Origin of the sequence: Hamadaea sp. NPDC051192, assembly GCF_040682475.1 — a bacterium.
GTDB classification, from domain to species: domain Bacteria; phylum Actinomycetota; class Actinomycetes; order Mycobacteriales; family Micromonosporaceae; genus Hamadaea; species Hamadaea flava.
Genome location: NZ_JBFBAZ010000049.1, coordinates 23,335 through 42,719 on the forward strand (window position 1 = coordinate 23,335; position 19,385 = coordinate 42,719).

The 19,385-nt window shown below is 71.5% G+C and carries 26 protein-coding genes; 10 read left to right on the plus strand and 16 right to left on the minus strand.

The genetic code is table 11. The features are described from left to right. Positions 1 to 5: 5 nt before the first annotated feature. From AB0M47_RS21530 to AB0M47_RS21540, 3 genes are all read right to left on the minus strand, one after another. Complete coding sequence (locus tag AB0M47_RS21530) at positions 6 to 644, minus strand: DsbA family protein (protein ID WP_363416504.1); 639 nt, start codon at positions 642 to 644, stop codon at positions 6 to 8. A gap of 31 nt (positions 645 to 675) precedes the next feature. Then, positions 676 to 1,326 (minus strand): M50 family metallopeptidase, encoded by a 651-nt coding sequence (locus AB0M47_RS21535; protein WP_363416507.1) that lies wholly within the window; start codon positions 1,324 to 1,326, stop codon positions 676 to 678. 85 nt (positions 1,327 to 1,411) lie between these two features. After that, the gene (locus tag AB0M47_RS21540; RefSeq protein WP_363416410.1) at positions 1,412 to 1,897 is read right to left on the minus strand and encodes a hypothetical protein; all 486 of its coding nucleotides are present in this window, start codon (positions 1,895 to 1,897) and stop codon (positions 1,412 to 1,414) included. Between the two features lie 52 nt (positions 1,898 to 1,949). On the opposite strand from AB0M47_RS21540, the gene AB0M47_RS21545 reads away from it, so the two are divergent. Both AB0M47_RS21545 and AB0M47_RS21550 read left to right on the plus strand, forming a co-directional pair. Next, on the plus strand, positions 1,950 to 2,897 hold the full coding sequence (locus AB0M47_RS21545; RefSeq protein ID WP_363416413.1) for a phosphotransferase: 948 nt from the start codon (positions 1,950 to 1,952) through the stop codon (positions 2,895 to 2,897). Positions 2,898 to 2,917: 20 nt separating this feature from the next. Further along, positions 2,918 to 3,817, plus strand: a complete 900-nt coding sequence (locus AB0M47_RS21550) for a GNAT family N-acetyltransferase (protein ID WP_363416415.1) — start codon at positions 2,918 to 2,920, stop codon at positions 3,815 to 3,817. 25 nt (positions 3,818 to 3,842) lie between these two features. Here AB0M47_RS21550 and AB0M47_RS21555 read toward each other — a convergent pair whose 3' ends face one another. Beyond that, positions 3,843 to 4,253 (minus strand): HIT family protein, encoded by a 411-nt coding sequence (locus AB0M47_RS21555; protein ID WP_363416418.1) that lies wholly within the window; start codon positions 4,251 to 4,253, stop codon positions 3,843 to 3,845. A gap of 208 nt (positions 4,254 to 4,461) precedes the next feature. Here AB0M47_RS21555 and AB0M47_RS21560 point away from each other — a divergent pair, with 208 nt between their 5' ends. Continuing rightward, positions 4,462 to 5,004: a YbaK/EbsC family protein gene (locus tag AB0M47_RS21560; RefSeq protein ID WP_363416421.1), complete on the plus strand. Its 543-nt coding sequence runs from the start codon at positions 4,462 to 4,464 to the stop codon at positions 5,002 to 5,004. Between the two features lie 300 nt (positions 5,005 to 5,304). Here the strand turns inward: AB0M47_RS21560 and AB0M47_RS21565 are convergent, their stop codons facing one another. Further along, entirely contained in the window at positions 5,305 to 6,042 is a 738-nt protein-coding gene (locus tag AB0M47_RS21565) for a methyltransferase domain-containing protein (RefSeq protein WP_363416423.1), read from the minus strand. Continuing rightward, positions 6,039 to 6,968: a DMT family transporter gene (locus AB0M47_RS21570; protein WP_363416426.1), complete on the minus strand. Its 930-nt coding sequence runs from the start codon at positions 6,966 to 6,968 to the stop codon at positions 6,039 to 6,041. The genes AB0M47_RS21565 and AB0M47_RS21570 overlap by 4 nt, the downstream gene beginning before the upstream one ends. 106 nt (positions 6,969 to 7,074) lie before the next feature. On the opposite strand from AB0M47_RS21570, the gene AB0M47_RS21575 reads away from it, so the two are divergent. Further along, entirely contained in the window at positions 7,075 to 7,419 is a 345-nt protein-coding gene (locus tag AB0M47_RS21575; RefSeq protein ID WP_363416429.1) for a helix-turn-helix transcriptional regulator, read from the plus strand. A gap of 11 nt (positions 7,420 to 7,430) precedes the next feature. Here the strand turns inward: AB0M47_RS21575 and AB0M47_RS21580 are convergent, their stop codons facing one another. Continuing rightward, a complete protein-coding gene (locus AB0M47_RS21580; protein WP_363416432.1) occupies positions 7,431 to 7,967 on the minus strand; it encodes a GNAT family N-acetyltransferase in 537 nt (178 codons plus the stop codon). Then, positions 7,967 to 8,359 carry a GNAT family N-acetyltransferase gene (locus tag AB0M47_RS21585; RefSeq protein ID WP_363416435.1) on the minus strand — a complete coding sequence of 131 codons (393 nt, stop codon included), beginning with the start codon at positions 8,357 to 8,359 and terminating at the stop codon, positions 7,967 to 7,969. The genes AB0M47_RS21580 and AB0M47_RS21585 overlap by 1 nt, the downstream gene beginning before the upstream one ends. 53 nt (positions 8,360 to 8,412) lie before the next feature. Between AB0M47_RS21585 and AB0M47_RS21590 the strand changes: the two genes are divergently transcribed. The 3 genes from AB0M47_RS21590 (at position 8,413) to AB0M47_RS21600 (ending at position 10,857) form a co-directional block, all read left to right on the plus strand. Further along, entirely contained in the window at positions 8,413 to 9,240 is an 828-nt protein-coding gene (locus tag AB0M47_RS21590) for an aldo/keto reductase (protein WP_363416438.1), read from the plus strand. A 117-nt stretch (positions 9,241 to 9,357) separates the two neighbouring features. Further along, the gene (locus AB0M47_RS21595) at positions 9,358 to 9,849 is read left to right on the plus strand and encodes a hypothetical protein (protein ID WP_363416441.1); all 492 of its coding nucleotides are present in this window, start codon (positions 9,358 to 9,360) and stop codon (positions 9,847 to 9,849) included. Positions 9,850 to 9,888: 39 nt separating this feature from the next. Further along, a complete protein-coding gene (locus AB0M47_RS21600) occupies positions 9,889 to 10,857 on the plus strand; it encodes a quinone oxidoreductase (RefSeq protein WP_363416444.1) in 969 nt (322 codons plus the stop codon). Between the two features lie 51 nt (positions 10,858 to 10,908). Here AB0M47_RS21600 and AB0M47_RS21605 read toward each other — a convergent pair whose 3' ends face one another. Further along, positions 10,909 to 11,040 (minus strand): hypothetical protein, encoded by a 132-nt coding sequence (locus AB0M47_RS21605; RefSeq protein WP_363416446.1) that lies wholly within the window; start codon positions 11,038 to 11,040, stop codon positions 10,909 to 10,911. Positions 11,041 to 11,109: 69 nt separating this feature from the next. On the opposite strand from AB0M47_RS21605, the gene AB0M47_RS21610 reads away from it, so the two are divergent. Both AB0M47_RS21610 and AB0M47_RS21615 read left to right on the plus strand, forming a co-directional pair. Continuing rightward, the gene (locus tag AB0M47_RS21610) at positions 11,110 to 11,514 is read left to right on the plus strand and encodes a DUF3052 domain-containing protein (protein ID WP_363416449.1); all 405 of its coding nucleotides are present in this window, start codon (positions 11,110 to 11,112) and stop codon (positions 11,512 to 11,514) included. A gap of 17 nt (positions 11,515 to 11,531) precedes the next feature. Continuing rightward, entirely contained in the window at positions 11,532 to 12,437 is a 906-nt protein-coding gene (locus AB0M47_RS21615; RefSeq protein WP_363416452.1) for a hypothetical protein, read from the plus strand. Here AB0M47_RS21615 and AB0M47_RS21620 read toward each other — a convergent pair. From AB0M47_RS21620 to AB0M47_RS21650, 7 genes are all read right to left on the minus strand, one after another. After that, positions 12,404 to 13,174, minus strand: a complete 771-nt coding sequence (locus tag AB0M47_RS21620) for a phosphotransferase (RefSeq protein WP_363416455.1) — start codon at positions 13,172 to 13,174, stop codon at positions 12,404 to 12,406. The two genes, AB0M47_RS21615 and AB0M47_RS21620, sit on opposite strands and share 34 nt — an antisense overlap. Positions 13,175 to 13,252: 78 nt before the next feature. Next, positions 13,253 to 14,131, minus strand: coding sequence for an alpha/beta hydrolase (locus AB0M47_RS21625; protein ID WP_363416458.1), 879 nt, complete (start codon positions 14,129 to 14,131; stop codon positions 13,253 to 13,255). Positions 14,132 to 14,161: 30 nt separating this feature from the next. Next, the gene (locus tag AB0M47_RS21630) at positions 14,162 to 15,037 is read right to left on the minus strand and encodes a hypothetical protein (RefSeq protein ID WP_363416461.1); all 876 of its coding nucleotides are present in this window, start codon (positions 15,035 to 15,037) and stop codon (positions 14,162 to 14,164) included. A 25-nt stretch (positions 15,038 to 15,062) separates the two neighbouring features. After that, positions 15,063 to 15,299 carry a ferredoxin gene (locus tag AB0M47_RS21635; protein ID WP_363416464.1) on the minus strand — a complete coding sequence of 79 codons (237 nt, stop codon included), beginning with the start codon at positions 15,297 to 15,299 and terminating at the stop codon, positions 15,063 to 15,065. 1 nt (position 15,300) lies between these two features. Beyond that, a complete protein-coding gene (locus AB0M47_RS21640; protein ID WP_363416467.1) occupies positions 15,301 to 16,518 on the minus strand; it encodes a cytochrome P450 in 1,218 nt (405 codons plus the stop codon). 107 nt (positions 16,519 to 16,625) lie between these two features. Next, the gene (locus AB0M47_RS21645) at positions 16,626 to 17,384 is read right to left on the minus strand and encodes a MerR family transcriptional regulator (RefSeq protein ID WP_363416470.1); all 759 of its coding nucleotides are present in this window, start codon (positions 17,382 to 17,384) and stop codon (positions 16,626 to 16,628) included. A 73-nt stretch (positions 17,385 to 17,457) separates the two neighbouring features. Further along, entirely contained in the window at positions 17,458 to 18,270 is an 813-nt protein-coding gene (locus AB0M47_RS21650) for a class I SAM-dependent methyltransferase (RefSeq protein ID WP_363416473.1), read from the minus strand. Between the two features lie 58 nt (positions 18,271 to 18,328). Here AB0M47_RS21650 and AB0M47_RS21655 point away from each other — a divergent pair, with 58 nt between their 5' ends. After that, complete coding sequence (locus tag AB0M47_RS21655) at positions 18,329 to 19,351, plus strand: GNAT family N-acetyltransferase (protein ID WP_363416475.1); 1,023 nt, start codon at positions 18,329 to 18,331, stop codon at positions 19,349 to 19,351. The last annotated feature ends 34 nt before the right edge of the window (positions 19,352 to 19,385 follow it).

Genomic DNA, 19,385 nt, shown 5'->3' on the forward strand with positions numbered 1-19,385 from the left:
CAGTATCAGGCCAGGTTGTGCTCGGCCAGGGTCTTGTTGAGCTCGGCGGTCAGCTCGTCGCCGGTCATCTCCTCGGCGCCGAAGATCTGCGGGGTCTGGCCGGGCAGGTGGATCAGCAGCGTCGGATAGCCGGGCACGCCGAGTTCGCGTACCTCTCGCATCTCACGCAGGGCACGTTCCTGGACCTCGGGGCTGGCGAACGCGGCGGCCGCCTGCTCTGGGTCCAGGCCGAACCGGTCGGCGAGCGCGCGGTAGGTGTCGGGGTCGGACAGCGAGGAGCCGTCCAGGAAGAACGCGGACTGCATCGCGCCGGCGAACTCCAGGGCCCGGTCGGGGTCCTGGAGGCTGAGCGCGATCAGCCCGTACGCGGGACCGTGCGAGTCCATCGCGAAGCTTCCCTCTTCGACCAGCGCGCGGTAGCCGGGGCCGAAGACGGCGCCGAGCGCCTCGGTCACCTTCTCGTTGGAGGTGGTGGTGAAACGCAAGGCGTTGAACGGCTTGATGCGGTCGCCGACGCGCATGCCGGCCGACAGTACGCGGACGCGGACGCGGTCGGCGTTGTCGTGCGCGAACTTGTGCAGCGCGGGGGCGAACCCGTAGCACCATCCGCAGTAGCCGTCGAAGGCGTAGGTGAAGGGGATCATCACCCCGCGTACGGTAATCGAAACCCGGCGTCTACATAACCCGGTCTTGTACGAGAAGATAACCGCCGTAGGCGAGGCAGGCGAGGTTCGCCAGCGTGAACACGGCGATCCACAGCCCGGCCGGCACGCCGGTGATGCGGGCCAGCTGGTCGGGGTCCGAGCCGGTGCCACCGCGACGGCGGCGGCCCCGCAGTTCCAGCACCGGTTTCACGCCGCCGATCAGCAGGAACCACACCGCCACATAGGTGATCGCCGCCTGGGTCTGCTCGGCGGCGTAGTAGGACACCGCGAACACGACCGCGCCGGTGACGGTCACCGACAGCAGCCCGAACCAGTTGCGGATGACCAGCAGCACCAGGAACAGCAGGATCAGTGCCGTCCACAGCAACAGCGTGACCCGGCCGGTCGCGAGCACCGCGGCGGCCGCCAGGCCCAGCAGCGACGGCATCAGGTAGCCGGCCGACAAGGTGAGGATCATCCCGAGACCCCGGGGCTTGCCGCGGGCCAGGGTCAGCCCGGAGGTGTCCGAGTGCAGCCGGATGCCGCGCAGCTGCCGGCCGGTCAGCACCGCGACGAGCGCGTGCCCGCCTTCGTGGGTGATCGTGATCAGGTTCCGGGCCAGCCGCCACACCGCGGGGATCAGCACCGCCGCGAGCGCCGCGACCGCGGTCGCCAGGATCAGGCCGGACGCCGGGGGCGGCTGGATGGCGGTGAAACGGTCCCAGAGATCGGTGAGGCTCACGGCGGCGGAGCCTACCGCAAGTCGCTCATGTTTCCTTGGGGACCATCGCCACGACCCAGGCGGCGTGCACGCCGAGGAACACCAGCAGGCACAGCAGCACCGCCTCGACCTGCAACGGCGACAGCGTCCAGCCGGAGGTCAGCCCCGGTATCGCGGCGAGCACCGCGACCGCCAGATACAGCAGGCCCGAGCCCCACCGGATCAGCCCGGCCACCAACCCCTGGCCGGGGACCCGGGTCAGCGACCGGCCCAGCAGCACGCTGCCGTACGCGCCGGCCAGCCCGGCGATCGTGAACGACGCCCGCCACAGCCCCGGTTCGCCCGGCGCGACCTGTGACAGCAACGCCATCGTGCCCGGGATCAGGAACTGCAACGCGACCAGGTACGCCATCCGCCGCCCGGCGGCCGTGCCGACGCCGACCTCGGGCCGCTCCCGGACCGCCACCCACCACAGGCCGAGCAGCGTGAAGTTGATGCCCGACACGACGCCGTAGAACGCGCTGAGGTCCATGCCCGGATTATCCGCTTCACCCGCCGCCGGGCCTAGCGTTAGGCTTCGCGCCGTGACCGACCCGGTGCCCCGCCTCGACCCGTACGCGGCGATCGACGTGATCGCCGAACGCACCGGCGTCCGGCTGCGCTACGACGGCCCGTGTGCGGGCGGCGAGGTCGGTGCGGCGTATGTGCGGTGGCCCGACGGCACCCGGTCGGTGCTGACCAGCGGCCGGGCCGCCGCCGCCCCGCTGATCGCGGTCGCCCGAGCCGCCGGGATCCTCGCCCCCGGCTATCTGCTGTGCGCTGGCCCATACGTCGTGCAGGAGCTGCTGCCCGGCATGCCACCGGCGAGGTTGGACGCTGACGTGCTCGGGCAGCTGCTCGCCGTCCACGACCGGTTCGCCGGGCTGCTACCGGCCGGCCTGAACGCTCGAGCCGGGAGTGAGGACGGAAGGCCGGCCCACAGCGGCACTGCCGGCCTGAACGCTCGAGCCGGGAGTGAGGACGGAAGGCCGGCCCACAGCGGCACTGCCGGCCTGAACGCTCGAGCCGGGAGTGAGGACGCACCGCTGGAGTTGTTCCTGCGGCGCAGCGGTCCCGGGTTCTGCGTCCACGAAACCCTCGCGGCCTACGACGGGCGGACCCAGGCGCTGCTGCGCCGCGTACGCGAGGCTGGGGAGGACCGCGACGTAGCCGACGGCGACGACCTGGTGCACCTCGATTTCCATCCCGGTAACACGTTGTTCGGCGACGGGACGCTCACCGGCGTCGTGGACTGGGACGGCGCCGGGCGCGGCGACCGTGCGCTGGACCTGGTGACACTGCGTTTCGATGTGGCGTTGCGCAACCCGGCGCTGCTGCCCGTGCTCGACGAACGGCTGGCCGGGCTCGCCCCGGACCGGCTGCGGGCGTACTGGGCGCACATGAGCCTGCGGCTCGTCGACTGGGCGATCCGCCACCACGGCCCGTCCGACGTGGACTTCTGGTTGCGGGTCGCGGCCGCCTCACCCGGCTGACGGCCGCCTAGACTCGGCCGGTGACTGATCTTGTCCTTCCGGCCGGCTACACCGCCCGTCCCGTCCAGACCGCCGACGTCAGCGCGCTGCACGCGCTGGTCCAGACCTGCGATCAGCGACTGCACGGGTACGCCGAAAGCGACGCCGACGAGATCCGGGCGGTGCTGGGCCGGCCCGGGCTCGACCCGGCCACCGACACGGTGCTGGTGACCGCCCCGGACGGCACGGTCGCCGCCTGGGCGTGGATGAACCGCCGCAGCGACGCCGACGTCCACCCCGCACATCGCGGCCGGGGCATCGGGACAGGGCTGCTGAACTGGATCGAACACCGCGCGGGCTCGGCCGTGATCAGCCAGACCGTCCCCGACGGCGACCACGCCGCCACCGGGTTGCTGCGCTCGCACGGCTGGACGCCCATGGTGACCTCCTGGCAGCTCGCGATCGCGTTCGACGAGCCGCCAGTGGTGGACGCCCCCGGCGGGATCACCTTGCGACCGTTCCAGCCCGGCGACGAGCAGGACGCGTACGTGGTGCTCGAAGACGCCTTCGACGAATGGCAGCAGCGGCGCAAGTCCTACGAGGAATGGGCGATGCTGACCGTCGGCCGGGACGCGTTCGACCCGGCGCGGTCGGTCATCGCCACCGACGGCGGGCAGCTGGTCGGCGTACTGCTCGCGCTGGACCTGCCCGGCATCGCCGACGGCTACATCGAACGGCTCGCCGTCCGCGCCGACCATCGGGGCCGGGGGTTGGCCCAGGCGCTGCTGCGGGCCTGCTTCGCCGCGTACCACGCGGCCGGGCGGCGGTCCTGCGTCGTGTGGACGCACTCCGACACGGGGGCGCTCGGCGTCTACGAACGCGCCGGGATGACCGTACGCCGCAGCTCGACCGTCTACCGCAACGCTCCCGAGCCGTCCTAGCGGCGACTCTCTTGAGATGCCCCGCTTAGAGGGCCGCGCGGATTTTGGCCGCGACGTCGTCGGCCTCCTGCGGCGAGGCGTACTTGGTGCGCGGCCAGAAGAACCCGCGCAACCCGTCGCCCTTGGTACGCGGCACGACATGGGTGTGCAGATGCGGAACGCTCTGGGAGACCACGTTGTTGACCGCCACGAAGCTGCCCTGCGCGCCCATCGCCGACTGCACCGCGACCGCGATCCGCTGCACCTGTTCGAAGTACGGGCCGACGGCGGGCGCGGGCAGATCGGCCAGCACCGCGATGTGCTCCTTCGGCACCACCAGCACGTGCCCGGGGAACAACGGGCGGACGTCGAGGAACGCCGTCACCAGCTCGTCGGCGTACACCACGGCCGCCGGTTGCCGACCGGCGGCGATCTCGCAGAACAGACAGGTCGCCATCGGCCGCCAGCCTACGCGCCCCCCACCCCTCCCCCTCCCGTTGATCATGGAGTTAACGGTGGTGTCGGCGGTGTGTCGACACCGGAAACCCCATGATCAACGGCCCGGGTCGCCGCATCAAACGGCCCGGGCCGCCGCACGGTGGCGAAGGGTTGGCGGGCGGGTGTGTGAGCGAAGCGGGGCGGGCCGTCGTTCGTATGCTGGCGGGATGACTGACACGCCCATCGGCCGATTCGACGCGGCCTGGCCCGCGGCCGAGCGCCCCGATCTGCTCGCCCCGCCGGTGGCCGCCGCCCTGTCCGGCTGGGAGCACGCCGCGTCGGTGCTGGTGGTCGACACCGACCCGGCCAACGCCGACACCGCCGTCTTCGGCGAGGTGTACGCGGTGCCGCCGGAGCAGTCGGCGAACTGCGTCGTGGTGGCCGGACGGCGTGGTGAGAACACCACGGTGGCGGCGTGCGTCGTGCTGGCCAGCACCCGGGCCGACGTCAACGGGGTGATCCGCAAACGGCTCGACGCGCGCAAGGCGTCGTTCGCGCCGATGGACGACGCGGTGGCGCAGACCGGGATGGAGTACGGCGGCATCACCCCGATCGGCCTGCCCGCAACCTGGCCGCTGCTGGTCGACGCCGCCGTCGCGAGTACGCCGTGGGTCGTCATCGGCAGTGGCCGGCGTCGCGGCAAGCTCCTCGTGCCCGGCAAGCTCCTCGCCGAACTACCCGGCGCCGAAGTACTCACTCTCGCCAGCTGATCGCCGGGCGGAGCGGCAGCTGAGCAACCCTTCGCCCGGGCGGAGCGCTAGCCCGAGTCAGACGAGCGACCGCTCGCTGGGCCCGGCGCCACCGGCACCGGCGTGGAGCGGCCGCCCGTCCCGCCCAGCCGTTCGAATCGAACCGCCTTATCGGCGAGCCGCCGCCGCGTGGGCCGCCGGGGGCGTGATCTTCCGACTTCCGGAGGCGGAGCGACGTATCGCCGGTCCGGATACGTAGCTGAGCCTCCGGAAGTCCCGCCGCCAGCCGATCGGGGCAGCCCGTCGCCGGTGAACGGACCGTCAGGCGGGGCGCATCCGGTACACGCACGTCCGGTACGGCATGTCGACGGCGTCCCGCCCGGCCAGGTCCGGGTGCGTACCCGCCAACGTGGTCAGTTCCTGCGTCAGCCGGGCCTGTTCGCCGGCGTCGGCGGTCAGGTAGTAGGAGCGGGACCGGGCAAGGTCGACCAGCGCCGCCGGTGGGATCGCCACGGTGTGTTCGAACATGCCCAGTTCGAGGTCGGTGAACCAGGGTTCGACCGGGCCGTACTGCCAGCCGTCGACCAGGCCCCAGCCTTCGTGGCCGACGATCCCGGAGAACGCCGCCACCCACGGCGTACGGTCGTCACGGATGTTCCACATCGGAGCGAACACCCCTTCGTCGCGGAGCACTCGGCGGATCTCCGGCAGCGCCCGCTCGGGCGTGAACCAGTGGTACGCCTGCCCGACGAGGACCGCGTCGACGGAGGCGTCCGGCTGCGGGATGTCCTCGGCGGACCCGGCGAGCACCTCGGTCTCCGGCAGCCGGGTGGCGGCCACCGCCCGCATCTGGTCGTCCGGCTCGACGGCCACCACCTCGTGCCCGGCCGCTCGCAGCGCGGCGGACAACAGCCCGGTGCCCGCCCCCAGGTCCAGCACCCGTGACGGCCGATCGCCGGGAGCGCCGAGCGCCCAGGTGATCGCCGTCAGCGGGTAGGTGGGCCGGATCGTGTCGTAGAGCCGGGCGGCCGAGCCGAAGGACAAACCTGGGGTGATCATGCTTCGGAGCGTACCGGGATCTGCTGGGCCGCGGCGCGGGCCGGAGCGGTCGCCCGCCGGTGGACGGCGGCCGCGCCGAGCAGGGCGGCGACGGTGACGGCCGCGCCCAGCAGTTCCACCCCGCCCAGCCGCGCGCCGGTGGTCACCGCCACGAGCAGCGCGATGATCGGGACCAGGTTCATGAACAGCACCGCCGTCGTGGCGCCCAGCGAGCGGACGGCGACCGTCCAGACCAGGGCGGCGACGACCGAGCCGATCACGGCCACGTACACCAGGTGCGGGGTGACCGCCCACACCGCGGTCAGGGTGGGCAGGTGCGCCAGGCCGGTGACGTCGGCCAGCACGGTCACGGCGAGGGTCACCGCCGCGCCGCCGATCATCGTCAGGGTGGTGTAGCGCAGCGGGCTCCAGCTGGGGAACTTGCCCGCGCCGTAGGTGAAGATCGACCAGCCGAGCGCGGCGCCCAGCGCCATCAGGTCGCCGAAGCCGAACGCACCGAACCCGGCGAGGTGTCCCTTCGTGATGACCAGGGCCAGCCCGAAGAGGGCGACCACGGCCAGGGCGAGGATCGCCGGGTGCGGGCGTACGCCGTCCAATGCCCAGCGCAGCAACTGGGTGAGGATCGGCGAGGTGGCCGCCACCAGGGCCACGTTCTGCGGGGACGTGTAGCCGAGCGCGACGATGAGCAGGATGCTGAACGCGGCGAACCCGGCCGCGCCGTAACCGGTGGCGGCGAGCAGCCGCCCGTCGAAGCGCAGCGCGGCGCGGCCTTCCCGCCACACCAGGACGATGGCGATGACCAGCGCCCCGAGGACGAACCGCAGGCTGCTGAAGTGGTACGCGTCCAGCTGCCGCAGCGCGGCGGCGAGCACGCTGAACTGGACGCCCCAGATGAGTACGGAGGTGAGGGCGGCGGCGCGGCCCATGGCGGTTCCCCTTCCAAGCCAGGTATTGTTCGAGAAGAACCGAACAAGCTGAGCCTAGGATCTTGTTCGAGAAAAGTCGAACCATCGACGTGGTGAGGACGATCACGTGACTTCCGCCGTGCACCCCGACGAGCCGGCCCTGACCGAGGTGCCGGTCACCGCCGTGCTGTTCGCCCTGTCCGACCCGGTGCGCCTGCAGATCGTGCAGGCCTTGTCCGGCGGCCACGAGTACGCGTGCGGCCACCTGTTCCCGGACATGCCCAAGGCCACCCGCTCACACCACCTGAAGGTGCTCCGCGAGGCCGGCCTGACCACCACCCGCCGCGAAGGCACCAGCAAGTTCGTCCGGCTGCGCGCCGGCGAGGTCGCCGAACGCTTCCCCGGCCTGCTCGACGCGGTCCTCCCCGACCCCGCCGGCGCCCTGCCGGCCGTGCCCGACCCGGCTCGCTGACCCGACGCGGGCTAGAGGGTCTTCTCGATGCGCAGGTGGCCGCCGCGGCGCTGGTAGCCGTATCGGGCGTTGATCGCCAGCATCGGCGCGTTCTCCGCGTCGTTGCCCGCGCGCAGGGTCGCCACGCCCAGGTCGCGGGCGTACCGGATCGTGGCGCGTTTCAGCGCTGACGCGACGCCCCGGCCGCGCCACTGCGGCAGCACGCCGGTGAAGTTGTGGTTCATCGTGCCGGCCTCCGGCTGGGACGACACGATCGCCAGTCCCACCGCCTCGCCGCCGGCGAACGCGAGGAACGCCCCGTCCGCGCGGAACGACCGCCGGCTCAACACCGCATGCTCGAACCCCGCGTACGGCCGCCGGACCGCGGTGCGCGATCCCGGCATGTCCGGCACGGTCCGCTCATGCACGTCCCACAGCGTGCGCCGGGCCGGCTCGTCGTCGCCCAGCGCGGCCAGGGTGGTCACCAGGACACCCGGCGGGTCGGGCTGGTCGAGCAGCCGCGGGTCCACGTCGGCCACGTTCAGATACGAGTGGTACGCACGACGCACTATCGCGTATCCGTGACGGTCGCGAAGGCCGTGCCGGCGTCCTCGGCGACACCGGGGACGACCCCGCCGAGCCGGGTCGCGCCGTGCTCGACGGCGAACCGCTCGACCCCGGCCAGCAGCTGGGAGCCGATGCCGTGGCGGCGGTGGGCGGCGGTCACCACGACGTCGACCTGGAACAGGCCGTCCGGGTTGGCCGGTTCGCGGATCGCGTTGCCGTACGCGACGACGCCGCCGGCTTCGGCGACCAGGTACGCGGCGATCCGCCCGGCCGGTGCGGTCCGGTCCTGTTCGAGGATGTCCTGCGTGGGCACCGGCCGTTGCCAGATCTCGCCGACCAGCCCGGCCACGGCTTCGGCGTCGGTGCCGGCGGCGTACGCGCGGATGAGCGTCACACTCCGCAGCGTTGTCCGGTTGCCGATGCTTGGCAAGTGGAATCATCGGGGGCATGCAGACAGTCACGTTGAACAACGGCGTCGTCATGCCGCAGCTCGGTTTCGGCGTCTGGCAGGTCCCGGACGACCAGGCGCACGACGCGGTCGCCACCGCGCTGCGGGCCGGCTACCGCAGCGTCGACACCGCCAAGCTGTACTTCAACGAGGAAGGTGTGGGCCGGGCGATCGCCGAGTCCGGGATCCCGCGCGACGAACTGTTCATCACCACGAAACTGTGGAACGACGAGCACGACCACGACAAGGTGCTGCGGGCGTTCGATACCAGCCTGCGCAAGCTCGGCCTGGACTATCTGGACCTCTACCTGATCCACTGGCCGGTGCCCCGCCAGGACAAGTACGCCGAGGCGTGGCGTGCCCTGGTCGAGCTGTACGAGGCCAAGCGCGTACGGGCGATCGGGGTCTCCAACTTCACCCAGGCGAACCTCACGCGGATCATCGACGACAGCGGTGTCGTCCCGGCCGTGAACCAGGTCGAGCTGCATCCGCGGTTCAACCAGGCGGCGCTGCGGGCGTACCACACCGAGCACGGCATCGAAACCGAGGCGTGGAGCCCCCTCGGGCAGGGCAAGGGGCTGCTCGACGACCCGGCGCTGGCCAAGATCGCCGACGCGCTCGGGCGTACGCCGGCCCAGGTGGTGCTGCGCTGGCACCTGCAACTGGGCAACATCGTCATCCCCAAGTCGGTGACGCCCGCACGGATCGCCGAGAACCTCGACGTGTTCGGCTTCGAGCTGTCCGCGGCCGACATGGCCGCGATCGACGGCCTCGACGCGAACGGCCGGATCGGCCCCGACCCCGACAAAATGAACTGGATGGGCTGACCGGCCCGCTGAGCAAGATCAGCCCCGACCCCGACAAGATGCTGAGCCGATGAGACCGGATGGGCTGACCACACGGCAGGGGCGGCGCGGCTTGATCCGGGGAGGCAGACTGGACCTATGACAGCCCGCATCGCGCTGGTGGCGCTGGTCGACTTCCAGGGCCGCATCCTCGTGCACCTGCACGACGACCAGGCATCCGACCGGCCCAACCGGTGGAGTCTGCCGCACGCGCGCGTCGAGGCCGGGGAGAGCCCGGCCTCGGCGGGCGTACGGGTCGCCGGGCAGGTCGCGCATGTGCCGGTCGACGGTGATCTGGAGCTGTTCTGGTCCGGGTTCGCCCCCGGCCATCCGGTGCTGACCGTCGCGTTCTGCGGGCGCACGCCGGCCACGCCGGAGGATGTGGCGCAGGTCGTCGAGATCTCCCCCGCCGGTGAGCTGCCTGAGCCGACCCGGGTGCACAAGGTGTTCCTGCCCGGTGACGAGATCCTGTCCGGGCGGGCGTTCACCTTGGCGTCGGGATATGTGCTGGCCCGGTTCGTCGACTCGCCGCAGTATCAGCGGCTCGCGCCGGGGGCCGCGCTGCCGCCGTATCTGCCCGGGCTGGCCTGACCCGGGACCGGCGACCGCCGCCCGCACTAGGGTGAGGGCATGCATGCGATTGTCGTCGACGCCACCGGCGGTCCCGAGGTCCTGACCTACGCCGAACGGCCCGACCCCCGGCCAGGCCCCGGGCAGGCGCTGGTCAAGGTGGCCGCGTCCGGGGTGAACTTCATCGACGTCTACCACCGGGAAGGCCGCTATCCGCTGCCGTTGCCGCTGGTGCCCGGGTCGGAAGGGGCCGGCGTCGTGGTCGAGGTCGGCGACGGGGTGACCCAGGTGGCCGTCGGCGACCGGGTCGCCTGGTGCTCGGTGCCCGGCAGCTACGCCGAACTGGCCGTGGTGCCCGAGCGGGCGCTGGTCCACGTGCCGTCCGGGGTGGACTTCGATCTGGCCGCCGCGGCGATGCTGCAGGGCCTGACCGCGCACTACCTGACCCGGTCCACGTACGCGGTCCGCGAAGGCGACCAGGTGCTGGTGCACGCCGCCGCCGGTGGCATGGGCCTGCTGCTGACCCAGTTGATCAAGCTGCGGGGTGGGCGGGTCATCGGCACGGTGTCCACCGAGGAGAAGGAGAAACTCGCCCGGGAGGCCGGCGCGGACGAGGTGATCCGCTATGACCGCACGCCGTTCCCCGAGCAGGTCAAGGAGCTGACCGGTGGCCGGGGGGTGGACGTCGTCTACGACGGGGTCGGTGCGTCCACGTTCGAGGGCGACCTGCAATGCGTACGCCCCCGGGCGTTGATCGCCCTGTTCGGGGCGGCCAGCGGCCCGGTGCCGCCGTTCGACCTGCAGCGGCTGTCCGGTCTCGGCTCCCTGTTCGTCACCCGGCCGACGCTGGGCCATTACGTCGCCGACCGTGACGAGCTGCTGGGCCGGGCGCACGACCTGTTCGGCTGGATCGCCGGCGGGCAGCTGCGGATCCAGGTGTCGCAGCGGTACCCGCTCGCGGAGGCCCGACGTGCCCACGAAGATCTCGAAGGACGGCGTACCACCGGGAAATTGATCTTGACGGTGTGAGCCGGAGGCGCCGCGCGGGCCGTGCCCCGCGCGGCGTCCAGGCAGTCCGGGTCAGACCCGTGAGCAGCGCCGGTTGTTCAGGCTGAAGTTCGGCGGGTCCGCGTTGGTGTAGTCGTCCCAGGTGGCGTTGAACCCGACACCGGACAGCGTCTGACCCGGCGCCAGCGTGGCGTTCCAGGACACATTGGACAAACATCAGGCGGAACTTCGTTTAACCTTCACCGGCATGATGGGAAGCACGGTGCCCCGACCATGAGCGGCTACTCCGGCACTCCCCTGCCCCGCAAACTCGGCATCACCCCCACCACCCGCCTCGCCGTCCTCCACCAACCCGCCGGCCTCACCCTCGACCTCGGCGTCACCGCCCACACCACCCTGCGCGGCCCCCACGACGTCATCCTCCTGTTCACCACCAGCCGCGCCACACTGCTCCAAGCACTCCCACGCGTACGCACAGCGATGACCCCCGACGCCGCCTTCTGGGTCTGCTGGCCCAAACAAACCGCCGTCAAAAAAGGCCTCGCCGCGCCCACCGACCTCACCGAAGACGCCGTACGCGACATCGCCCTACCCACCGGCCTGGTAGACGTCAAAGTCGCCGCGATCGACGACACCTGGTCCGGACTCAAACTCGTCATCCGCCGCGAATTGCGCTGACCCGCTACCGTCTGCCCATGCCACCCACCGCGGACGCGGAGGCCTGGGCGACACTCCCCGCCGCCACCCGGGCCGAAGCGCTCCGGCTCGCCGAACACGGCGAAGCCCACCCCGACCCCGCAGTCGCCGTCGCCATCATCACCGCCGCCCGCCGCGACCGCACCCGCCACCACCAGATCAACCGCATCGTCGGCCGCATCGGTCTGACACTCTTCTTCGGCAGCTGGCTCGTCGGGCACTACTTCCACGGATTCGAGGTCACCGGCCGCCGATGGATACCGGTACTCCTCGGCTTCCTCGGCGCCGCCGCGTACGCCGCCGCCACCAACCAGCTCCGCCTGCGGCTGCCACTCGACCGATGGCTCACCGGCATACCCGCCCACGCCGAAATCACCAACCTCCGCGCCATCCTCCGCACCACACCAGTCCCCGCCCCGAGACCACTGGCCGTCCGGCGCACCTGGCCCATCACACTCACCGGCATCACACTCTTCGCCGTCGCCATCGCAGTGATCGCCCCCGCACAGATCACCTGGCTCGACCTACCCACCCCACCCGACGCCGGCGACCTGCCCCGCAGCCTCATCACCACACCACTGCTCCCCGCTGCGACGGCCCTCATCTGGGCTCTGCTGCTCCCCGTCCGCAGAAGACCCTTCCTGCGCCTCACCGAAGCCGGAATCCACACGCTCTACGGCAAGCCGACACCCTGGACCGACATCACCGGCCTCTACCTCAAAGGACCCCGACCGAATGCGCCCACCGCCGACCTCCAACTCGAATACGAACAAAGCGACGGCGGGCGAACCACCATCGACCTCGACGGGCTCGACCACACACCCGAACAGATCGTGGTCGCGGCGCGGGCGTACCACGCGCGCGTAACCACTCAACCCATGAGCGACAGCAGCCGCACCGCCTGAACCTCCAGCGTCCCCGGCGGATTCCGACGCGCCGCCGGCCCACCCGGCAACAACAGATGCAGCCAGAACGCGGCCCACCACAACCGCGCCAACCGCAACCGGCCCGCATCCACCCCCAGATCCGCGAACCGCGCGCAGAACACGTCCGCGTCCAGCTCCCGGGCCGACAGATGCTCCACCAAAGTCCCCAGCTCGTACGCCACATCCGACGAGCCCGCGTCCTCGAAGTCGACCACCCGGACGCGTACGCCGTCCCACAGGTAGTTCGCCAGATTCGGATCGCCGTGCCCGACGACCTGCCCAGCGGCCGACGACGGCAGCGGCGCCAGGCCGAGCGCGACGTCGAACGCATCCCCGGCGACCCCCGCCGGCCGGGCCGACTCCGCCAACCGGCGGCGCACCTCAGCACAGCAGTACGCCGGATCGAACCGCCGCGGCGGCAACGATCCCACCGGCGCCGACCACAACCGGCGCAACGCCACCTCGAGCGCGTCCAGGCGTGCGTTGTCGAGGCGCCCCGACAACGGCTCGCCCGGTAGCACGGTCATCGCCAGCCACGGCGGATCGGCGTCCAGACCGGACTCGATCACCTGCGGCACCAGATCCGGCACCGACGCGGCCAACGCCGACAGCACCGTCCACTCGCGTACGTGTTCGCCCCGATCCCACGAGGCGTACTGCTTGACCAGCACGTTTTCGGTGACGACGAACCGATGCGTCGAATTCAAGATCGACAAGGGCGACCCCTTTGAGTCGGTGCGCCGAAGGCGCTCCTGCTGAATAAGTCCCCCAACGCTCACACCGCGTAGGCCGTCCTAGGACACTAGAAATGCGGTCATCGCGGCGGCGTACGCCTCGGGTTCCTCGATCGGCGCGTGCCCGCTGCGTAACAGGAGCGCCAGCCGGGCGTTCGCCATGCGGTCCACGATGTCCCGGCAGGCGTCCACACCGACGGTACGGTCGTAGAGCCCGACGATGACCAGCGTAGGCACGTCCAGCGCAGCCAGGTCGTCGAGCAGGGAACCCGGCCGCTGCTCCGCCAGCACGGCGTCAGCGAACTCCGCGTTGGACGCGAGCCCCTCCCCCTCCGGCAGGCCCGGCGGACGCTGGATGTCGGGATCGTGGAGCGAGAACCGCGCACCGGTCCGGGCGTCCATCGCCGCCCACAGGTGGCGCAGCGAGCCGAAAGACGGCCGCCCCAAGGTGAACTCCAGCGACGGCGCCGACTCCCGCAGGACCCGGCGGAACGACGGATCCGCGACCGCGTCCAGCCCGGCGAGGCGGTTGTCCCACCGCAGCGGGCCCAGGATCGGCGGGGCGACCAGGATCAGCCGGCGCACCGAGGCCGGATGGCGCACCGCGTACTCGGCGGCGACCTGGCCGCCGAACGAGAAGCCGGCGAGGGTGACCGCGTTCAGGTCGAGCGCGCCGATCAGCCCGTCCAGATCGGCGACCAAGGCCTCCATCGAGTAGCCCAGCGCGGGACCGGACCGGCCGCAACCGCGCTGGTCGTAATAGACGACCGGATGCGACACCGCCAGGTGCGGGCCGACCGTCTGCTCCAGCAGGAAGGCGTTCGCACCGGGCCCGCCGTGGATGAAGACGACCGGCTCGCCCGGAGCCTCACTCCCCTCGACCCGGATCCAGTGCTCGACGTCGTTGACGGTGATCCGATGTTCCCCGTTGGGCAGCATGCGCCACTCCCTGTAAGGCGTCCTAGGACATTAGCTGTGCGGTGGGATCAGCGCGCTGACCGTGAACGGGTGGCCGACTGGATGGCCGCTACGCTCGGCGAACATCTGCGAGTTCACCAGGAACAGCCGCCCGTCGAGGTACGCCGCCGTGGTCGGAGTGTCCGCCACCGGCCGCTCCCAGCGCTCGACGACCTTCCCCGTACGCCCGTCGGCGGACAACGTCAGCGCGGTCAGCCACATGCGGATGCCACCGTCCTCCTCGGAGTTGTCGCAGGCGTACAGGACGTCGCCGACCCAGACCAGGCCGTCCCCGGCGACGTGGACTCCCCCGAGATCCACCCGTTCGGCGGTGGCCGTGACGGTGTCCACTCGCCACAGCACCTCCTCGGCCTGATCGCAGACGATCAGGGTGCCGGGCGCGGGGCCGGCCACGATGCCGTTGAGGAAGCAGTCCGCCGGATCGGGCGCGCCGAACGCGCCGAGGTCGAGGAACTCCTCGGCCGGTCCCACCTCGCCGTCGACGGCCAGCCGCCAGACCACCGGCCGCTTCGAGTCGGTCACATAGGCGTACCCGTCCTGGACGCAGACGTCGTTGAGGCCGGTGACCTCGGCGTCGACCGTGACCCGCGCGGAGAGTTCGCCCGTGGCCGTGTCGTACGCGAACAGGTGGCCGGTCTCCCAGCCGCACACCAGCAGCCGCCCGAGCGGGTCGACGGTGAGCCCGAGTGCCTGGGTACGCCCGTCGGCGCCGGCTGGTTGCCAGACCTGCAGCGTGGCTTCGCCGACGTGGCCCCGGAAGATCGTGCCGTGCCGCGCGCTGGACACGTAGAAGACGTCCCCGTGGCTCGCGATGCCCTCGGGCATGATGTCGGGCGGGCCGGACGGCAGGGAGTAGGTGTCGATCACTCGCCGCAGGCTACCCGAGGACGGGTCAGGCGTAGGGGTCGATCAGCTCGCCCGTCGTCGCGTCGCGCAGCTCGATGGCCTCCATCGGGCAGTTCGCCGCCGCGTCCCGCACCCGCTCGTCCGCCTCGACGGGCGACACGAGCGGGGCCGACCGGGCGTCGCCGTCGAGAGCGAACCGGTCGCCGGCGACGCCGACGCACATGGCCGAGCCGATGCACCGTGACCGGTCCACTGTGACGGTCCACCGCGGGGCCGGGTCCATGTCAGGATTCGTCCCAGCGCACCGGCAGCGACGCGACCGAACGCAGGATCATCGTCGGCTTGAACGCGATGTCGGCGTCGTCGAGGTCGATCGCGAACCCGGGCAGGGTGCGCAGGATGCCCGCAAGCGCCTCCTGCAGCTCCATCCGGGCCAGCTGCGCGCCCAGGCAATGATGTACGCCGGCGCCGAATCCGAGGTGTCCGTGCGAGTCGCCGCGGTGCAGGTCGAGGGTGTCCGGATCGGCGAAGGCACGCGGATCGCGGTTGGCCGAGGCGAGCGCCGGGAGCACGGCCTGTCCGGCCGGGATGGTGACGCCGGACAGTTCGACCGGCTCGGTGGTGACCCGGGCGATGCCGCCCGCACCCGCGCCGAGCTGGGTGAACCGCATCAGCTCCTCGATCGCGGCGGGCACTCGCGACGGGTCGGCCCGCAGCGCCGCCCACTGGTCGGGATGCGCCCGCAGGGTCAGCAGGATCATCACGATCTGATTGGCGGTGGTCTCGTGGCCGCCGATGAGCAGCGACACCCCGAGGTTGACCAGTTCGGCCTCGGACAGCCGGTCGGCGTTGTCGCGAGCGTCGATGAGCGCCGTCATGAGATCGTCGGCCGGATGCGCCCGCTTCTCCGCGATGAGTTCGGTCAGGTAGCCCTGCAGGCTCGCGAACGCGGCCATCATGATCCGCGGATCGCGGGTGCGGTCGCCCATCGCCGCGTCGGACCAGCCGTGGAACCGGTGCTGGTCGGACTCCGGCACGCCGAGCAGGTCGCAGATGACGCGTACGGGCAGCGCCAGGCTGAAGCCCGCGACGAGGTCGGCCGGCTGCGGCTGCTTCCGCAGCGCGAGGAGCAGATCGTCGACGATCGCCGTCACCCGCGGCCGCAGCTGCTCGACGCGGCGGGCGGTGAACGCGCCGGCGACCAGCCGCCGCAGTCGCGTGTGCTCCGGCGGATCCAGGCCGAGGATGGACTCGCTGGCCAGCCGGCCGAGTCCCGTCTCGACCTCGCCCGCGACGGCGTGCGCGCGGGAGAACCGCGGATCGGTGAGCACCTGGCGGACGTCGGTATGCCGGGTGACGAGCCAGGCGGTCGCCCCGTCCGGGAAGACGACCGGGGCGACCGGGCACTCCTCCCGCAGCTCACCCAGCTCCGGTGCGGGGTGGTAGAGGGATGGCGGCGCGGCGAACGGGAATTCGACAGGCGTACGGTCGGCGATGGTCATCACGACCCCCTCGTGCGTGCAGACGGCACTCCGGACACGCTAGCAATAAATACATCAATTGCTCAATGCATGCGAGATGAGTGAACTCCGGCGCACGCCGAGGGCCGTCAAGCGCGCGTGATCGCGTTCGCCACGATGGTGTCGTGCACGTACTGGGCCAGGCCAGGCCGGTGCTGATCGTAGTTGCGGGTGAACCGCTCGTCGGCCAGGTACATCTCGGCCAGCCCGGTGTGGATCTCGAACGTGCAGTCGTAGAAGAACTTCGACAGCTGCTGCCGGTGCTCCTCCGCCAGCGCCATGCCCGCCTCGCTGTCGGCCGGCACCCCCGCGTCGTACGCGGCGATCCAGCGCTCGAGCAGATCCGCCGTCTCCTGCTGGATGCGCAGCCAGTCCTCCTTGGTGTACCGCTGGGTCCGGCGCGCCGACTCGGCGTACGCGTCGGTGCCGCCCCAGCGCTGCTCGGCCTCGGCGGCGTACTGGTCGGGGTCGAAGTCCCCGAACACCTCGAACTTCTCCTCGGGCGTGAGGTCGATGCCCACCTTCTGTGCCTCCAATACGTATTCGACCGCCGCCACCATCTCCCGCAACCGGGCGATCCGGCCGGTCAGCAACCGGTGCTGGCGGCGCAGGTGCTCGCGCGCGTCCGCGTCCGGGTCGTCGAGGATGACGGCGATCTCCTCCAGGGAGAACCCGAGTTCCCGATAGAGCAGGATCTGCTGCAGCCGATCCAGGTCGGCGTCGTCGTAGCGGCGGTATCCGGCGCTCGTGCGGCCGCCGGGCGTCAGCAGCCCGATCTCGTCGTAGTGGTGCAGCGTGCGTACGGTGACTCCGGCCAGCTCGGCGACCTGTCCCACGGTGAGGCTCATGGCTTCCCTCCTTTCGGAGACCACAGTGCCGCCTCCCGTTACGTGAGGGTCAAGCCCTTGTCGGCAGGCATGCTTAGAAGTCAACCACGATGATCATCGGCCGGCGGCGGCTCAGGCCGGGAATCCGCTTCAACCGGGGCGCCAGCCAGCCCGCCAGACCCCGGCCGACCCGCGGCTGCACCTCGCGTACGTCGGAGATGGCCGGCGACAGCGCCCGCAGCCGGGGCAGGTCCTGTGGGCCGACGAACCAGTGCAACGGCGGCGGCTCGAACGCGCTTCGGCCGCGTATGTGCCGGACGACCTGCTGATCGATCGCCGGGGTGATCGCGTCGAAGATCATCCGTCCGCCGGGGAACCGCTCCGCGACGGTGACGAGCAGCCCCTCCGCCTCCTCGGGCCGGAGGTACATCATCAGACCCTGCGCGGTCACGAGGATGCCCTGCGCCGGGTCCACCTCGTCCAGCCACGCCCCGTCCAGCGCCGACCCGGCCCACAGCCGCTGCCGGTCCTCCTGCGGCAACAGCCGGCGCCGCAGCTCCACCATCGGCGGCAGGTCGACGCTCAGCCAGCGGACCTGCGGGTCGCCGACCCGCCAATAGGTCGTCTCCAGTCCCTCCCCCAGCGCGACGACCTGCCCGCCCGGATGCAGGCCGAGGAACCGGCGCACCTCGTCGTCGAAGGTCCGCGCCCGCAGCGCCATGATCTGCGGCTGCACCGGGAAGCCCACCCCGAAACGAGCCTCGAACGGATAGTCGAACTGCTCGATCAGATGCACCGCCATCGGGTCGGGCAGCACGGTGTCCGGCCGCCGGGCCTCGCGTACGCGGTGATAGAGCGTCCACAGCGCGGTCTCCGGCACACCGCTCAGACCCGGGTCGATCCCCATGATCGAATCGTATCGGCGCGGAGCCCGTCACAGATGCACCGACCGGTAGGGTCGTCGGGTGACCGAAAAGGCGGAAGCGGCAGCCGACCCGGAAATCGTGACCGACATCCTCACAGACTCGGACCTGACAGCGGACCCGGAACTCGAAACCACCTGGGATGGGCTGCCGATCGCGCCCGACAACCCGCGCGGCGCCGGCGTGGTGGTCCGCCGCCCCGGGCCGGACGGGCTGGAGTTCCTGCTGCTGCACCGGACGCACGAAGGCCCCGACTACGAGGGCGACTGGGCGTGGACGTCACCGTCCGGCGCCCGGCATCCGGGCGAGCCGGTGCTGACCGGTGCGGCCCGGGAACTCGCCGAGGAAGCCGGGCTGCAAGGCCTGGACCTGCGCCCGGTCGACCTGTCCGGCGGCTGGGCGGTGTTCGCCGCCGAGGTCGACCCGGCCGCCGCCGTCGTCATGATCGACCCCGAGCACGACCGCTTCGAATGGCTTTCGCGGGATGCCGCGCTCGCCCGGCTCGCCCCGGAATCGGTCGCCGACAACTTCCGGCGCGGGTCGGGCGTACCGCTGCCGCGGCTGGCGTTCCGGCCGCTGGACCGGGCGGACTTCCCAGCCCTGCTCGGCTGGCTCGCCGAACCCCACGTCGCACACTGGTGGCGGCACCGGCCCGAGGACCTGGCCACGATCGAGCGCAAGTACGGCCCCCGCGTCGACGGCAACAGCCCGGTACGCGTCCAGGTGCTGCTCGTCGACGACGTCCCGGCCGGGATCTTCCAGCACTACCGGACCGCCGACTATCCGGCGTACGCGCAGGCCGTGGGCGAACCGGACGCCGTCGCGATCGACTACCTCATCGGCGATCCCGCCCTGGTCGGGCGCGGCGTCGGCCCGCAGGCGATCTGGGCGTACGCCCGGGACGTGGTCCCCGACGCGGCGCGCGTGCTCGCCTCCCCCGACACGGGCAACGAGCAGTCGATCCGGGCGCTGCTCAAAGCCGGCTTCCGTTACGAACGCGACGCCGCGGTGGAGGACCGCACCGAAGCGGTCTGCGTCCTCGACCGCGCCCGGATCTTCGGCTGACCCGATCGGCCGTACCGGCCCGGCGGCAGCGCGT

Coding starts and splice junctions, on each gene's coding strand:
- AB0M47_RS21530 (WP_363416504.1), bottom strand. CDS start 644: ATGATCCCCTTCACCTACGCCTTCGACGGCTACTGCGGATGGTGCTAC.
- AB0M47_RS21540 (WP_363416410.1), bottom strand. CDS start 1,897: ATGGACCTCAGCGCGTTCTACGGCGTCGTGTCGGGCATCAACTTCACG.
- AB0M47_RS21555 (WP_363416418.1), bottom strand. CDS start 4,253: ATGGCGACCTGTCTGTTCTGCGAGATCGCCGCCGGTCGGCAACCGGCG.
- AB0M47_RS21560 (WP_363416421.1), top strand. CDS start 4,462: ATGACTGACACGCCCATCGGCCGATTCGACGCGGCCTGGCCCGCGGCC.
- AB0M47_RS21565 (WP_363416423.1), bottom strand. CDS start 6,042: ATGATCACCCCAGGTTTGTCCTTCGGCTCGGCCGCCCGGCTCTACGAC.
- AB0M47_RS21570 (WP_363416426.1), bottom strand. CDS start 6,968: ATGGGCCGCGCCGCCGCCCTCACCTCCGTACTCATCTGGGGCGTCCAG.
- AB0M47_RS21590 (WP_363416438.1), top strand. CDS start 8,413: ATGCAGACAGTCACGTTGAACAACGGCGTCGTCATGCCGCAGCTCGGT.
- AB0M47_RS21595 (WP_363416441.1), top strand. CDS start 9,358: ATGACAGCCCGCATCGCGCTGGTGGCGCTGGTCGACTTCCAGGGCCGC.
- AB0M47_RS21600 (WP_363416444.1), top strand. CDS start 9,889: ATGCATGCGATTGTCGTCGACGCCACCGGCGGTCCCGAGGTCCTGACC.
- AB0M47_RS21610 (WP_363416449.1), top strand. CDS start 11,110: ATGAGCGGCTACTCCGGCACTCCCCTGCCCCGCAAACTCGGCATCACC.
- AB0M47_RS21615 (WP_363416452.1), top strand. CDS start 11,532: ATGCCACCCACCGCGGACGCGGAGGCCTGGGCGACACTCCCCGCCGCC.
- AB0M47_RS21625 (WP_363416458.1), bottom strand. CDS start 14,131: ATGCTGCCCAACGGGGAACATCGGATCACCGTCAACGACGTCGAGCAC.
- AB0M47_RS21635 (WP_363416464.1), bottom strand. CDS start 15,299: ATGGACCCGGCCCCGCGGTGGACCGTCACAGTGGACCGGTCACGGTGC.
- AB0M47_RS21640 (WP_363416467.1), bottom strand. CDS start 16,518: ATGACCATCGCCGACCGTACGCCTGTCGAATTCCCGTTCGCCGCGCCG.
- AB0M47_RS21645 (WP_363416470.1), bottom strand. CDS start 17,384: ATGAGCCTCACCGTGGGACAGGTCGCCGAGCTGGCCGGAGTCACCGTA.
- AB0M47_RS21650 (WP_363416473.1), bottom strand. CDS start 18,270: ATGGGGATCGACCCGGGTCTGAGCGGTGTGCCGGAGACCGCGCTGTGG.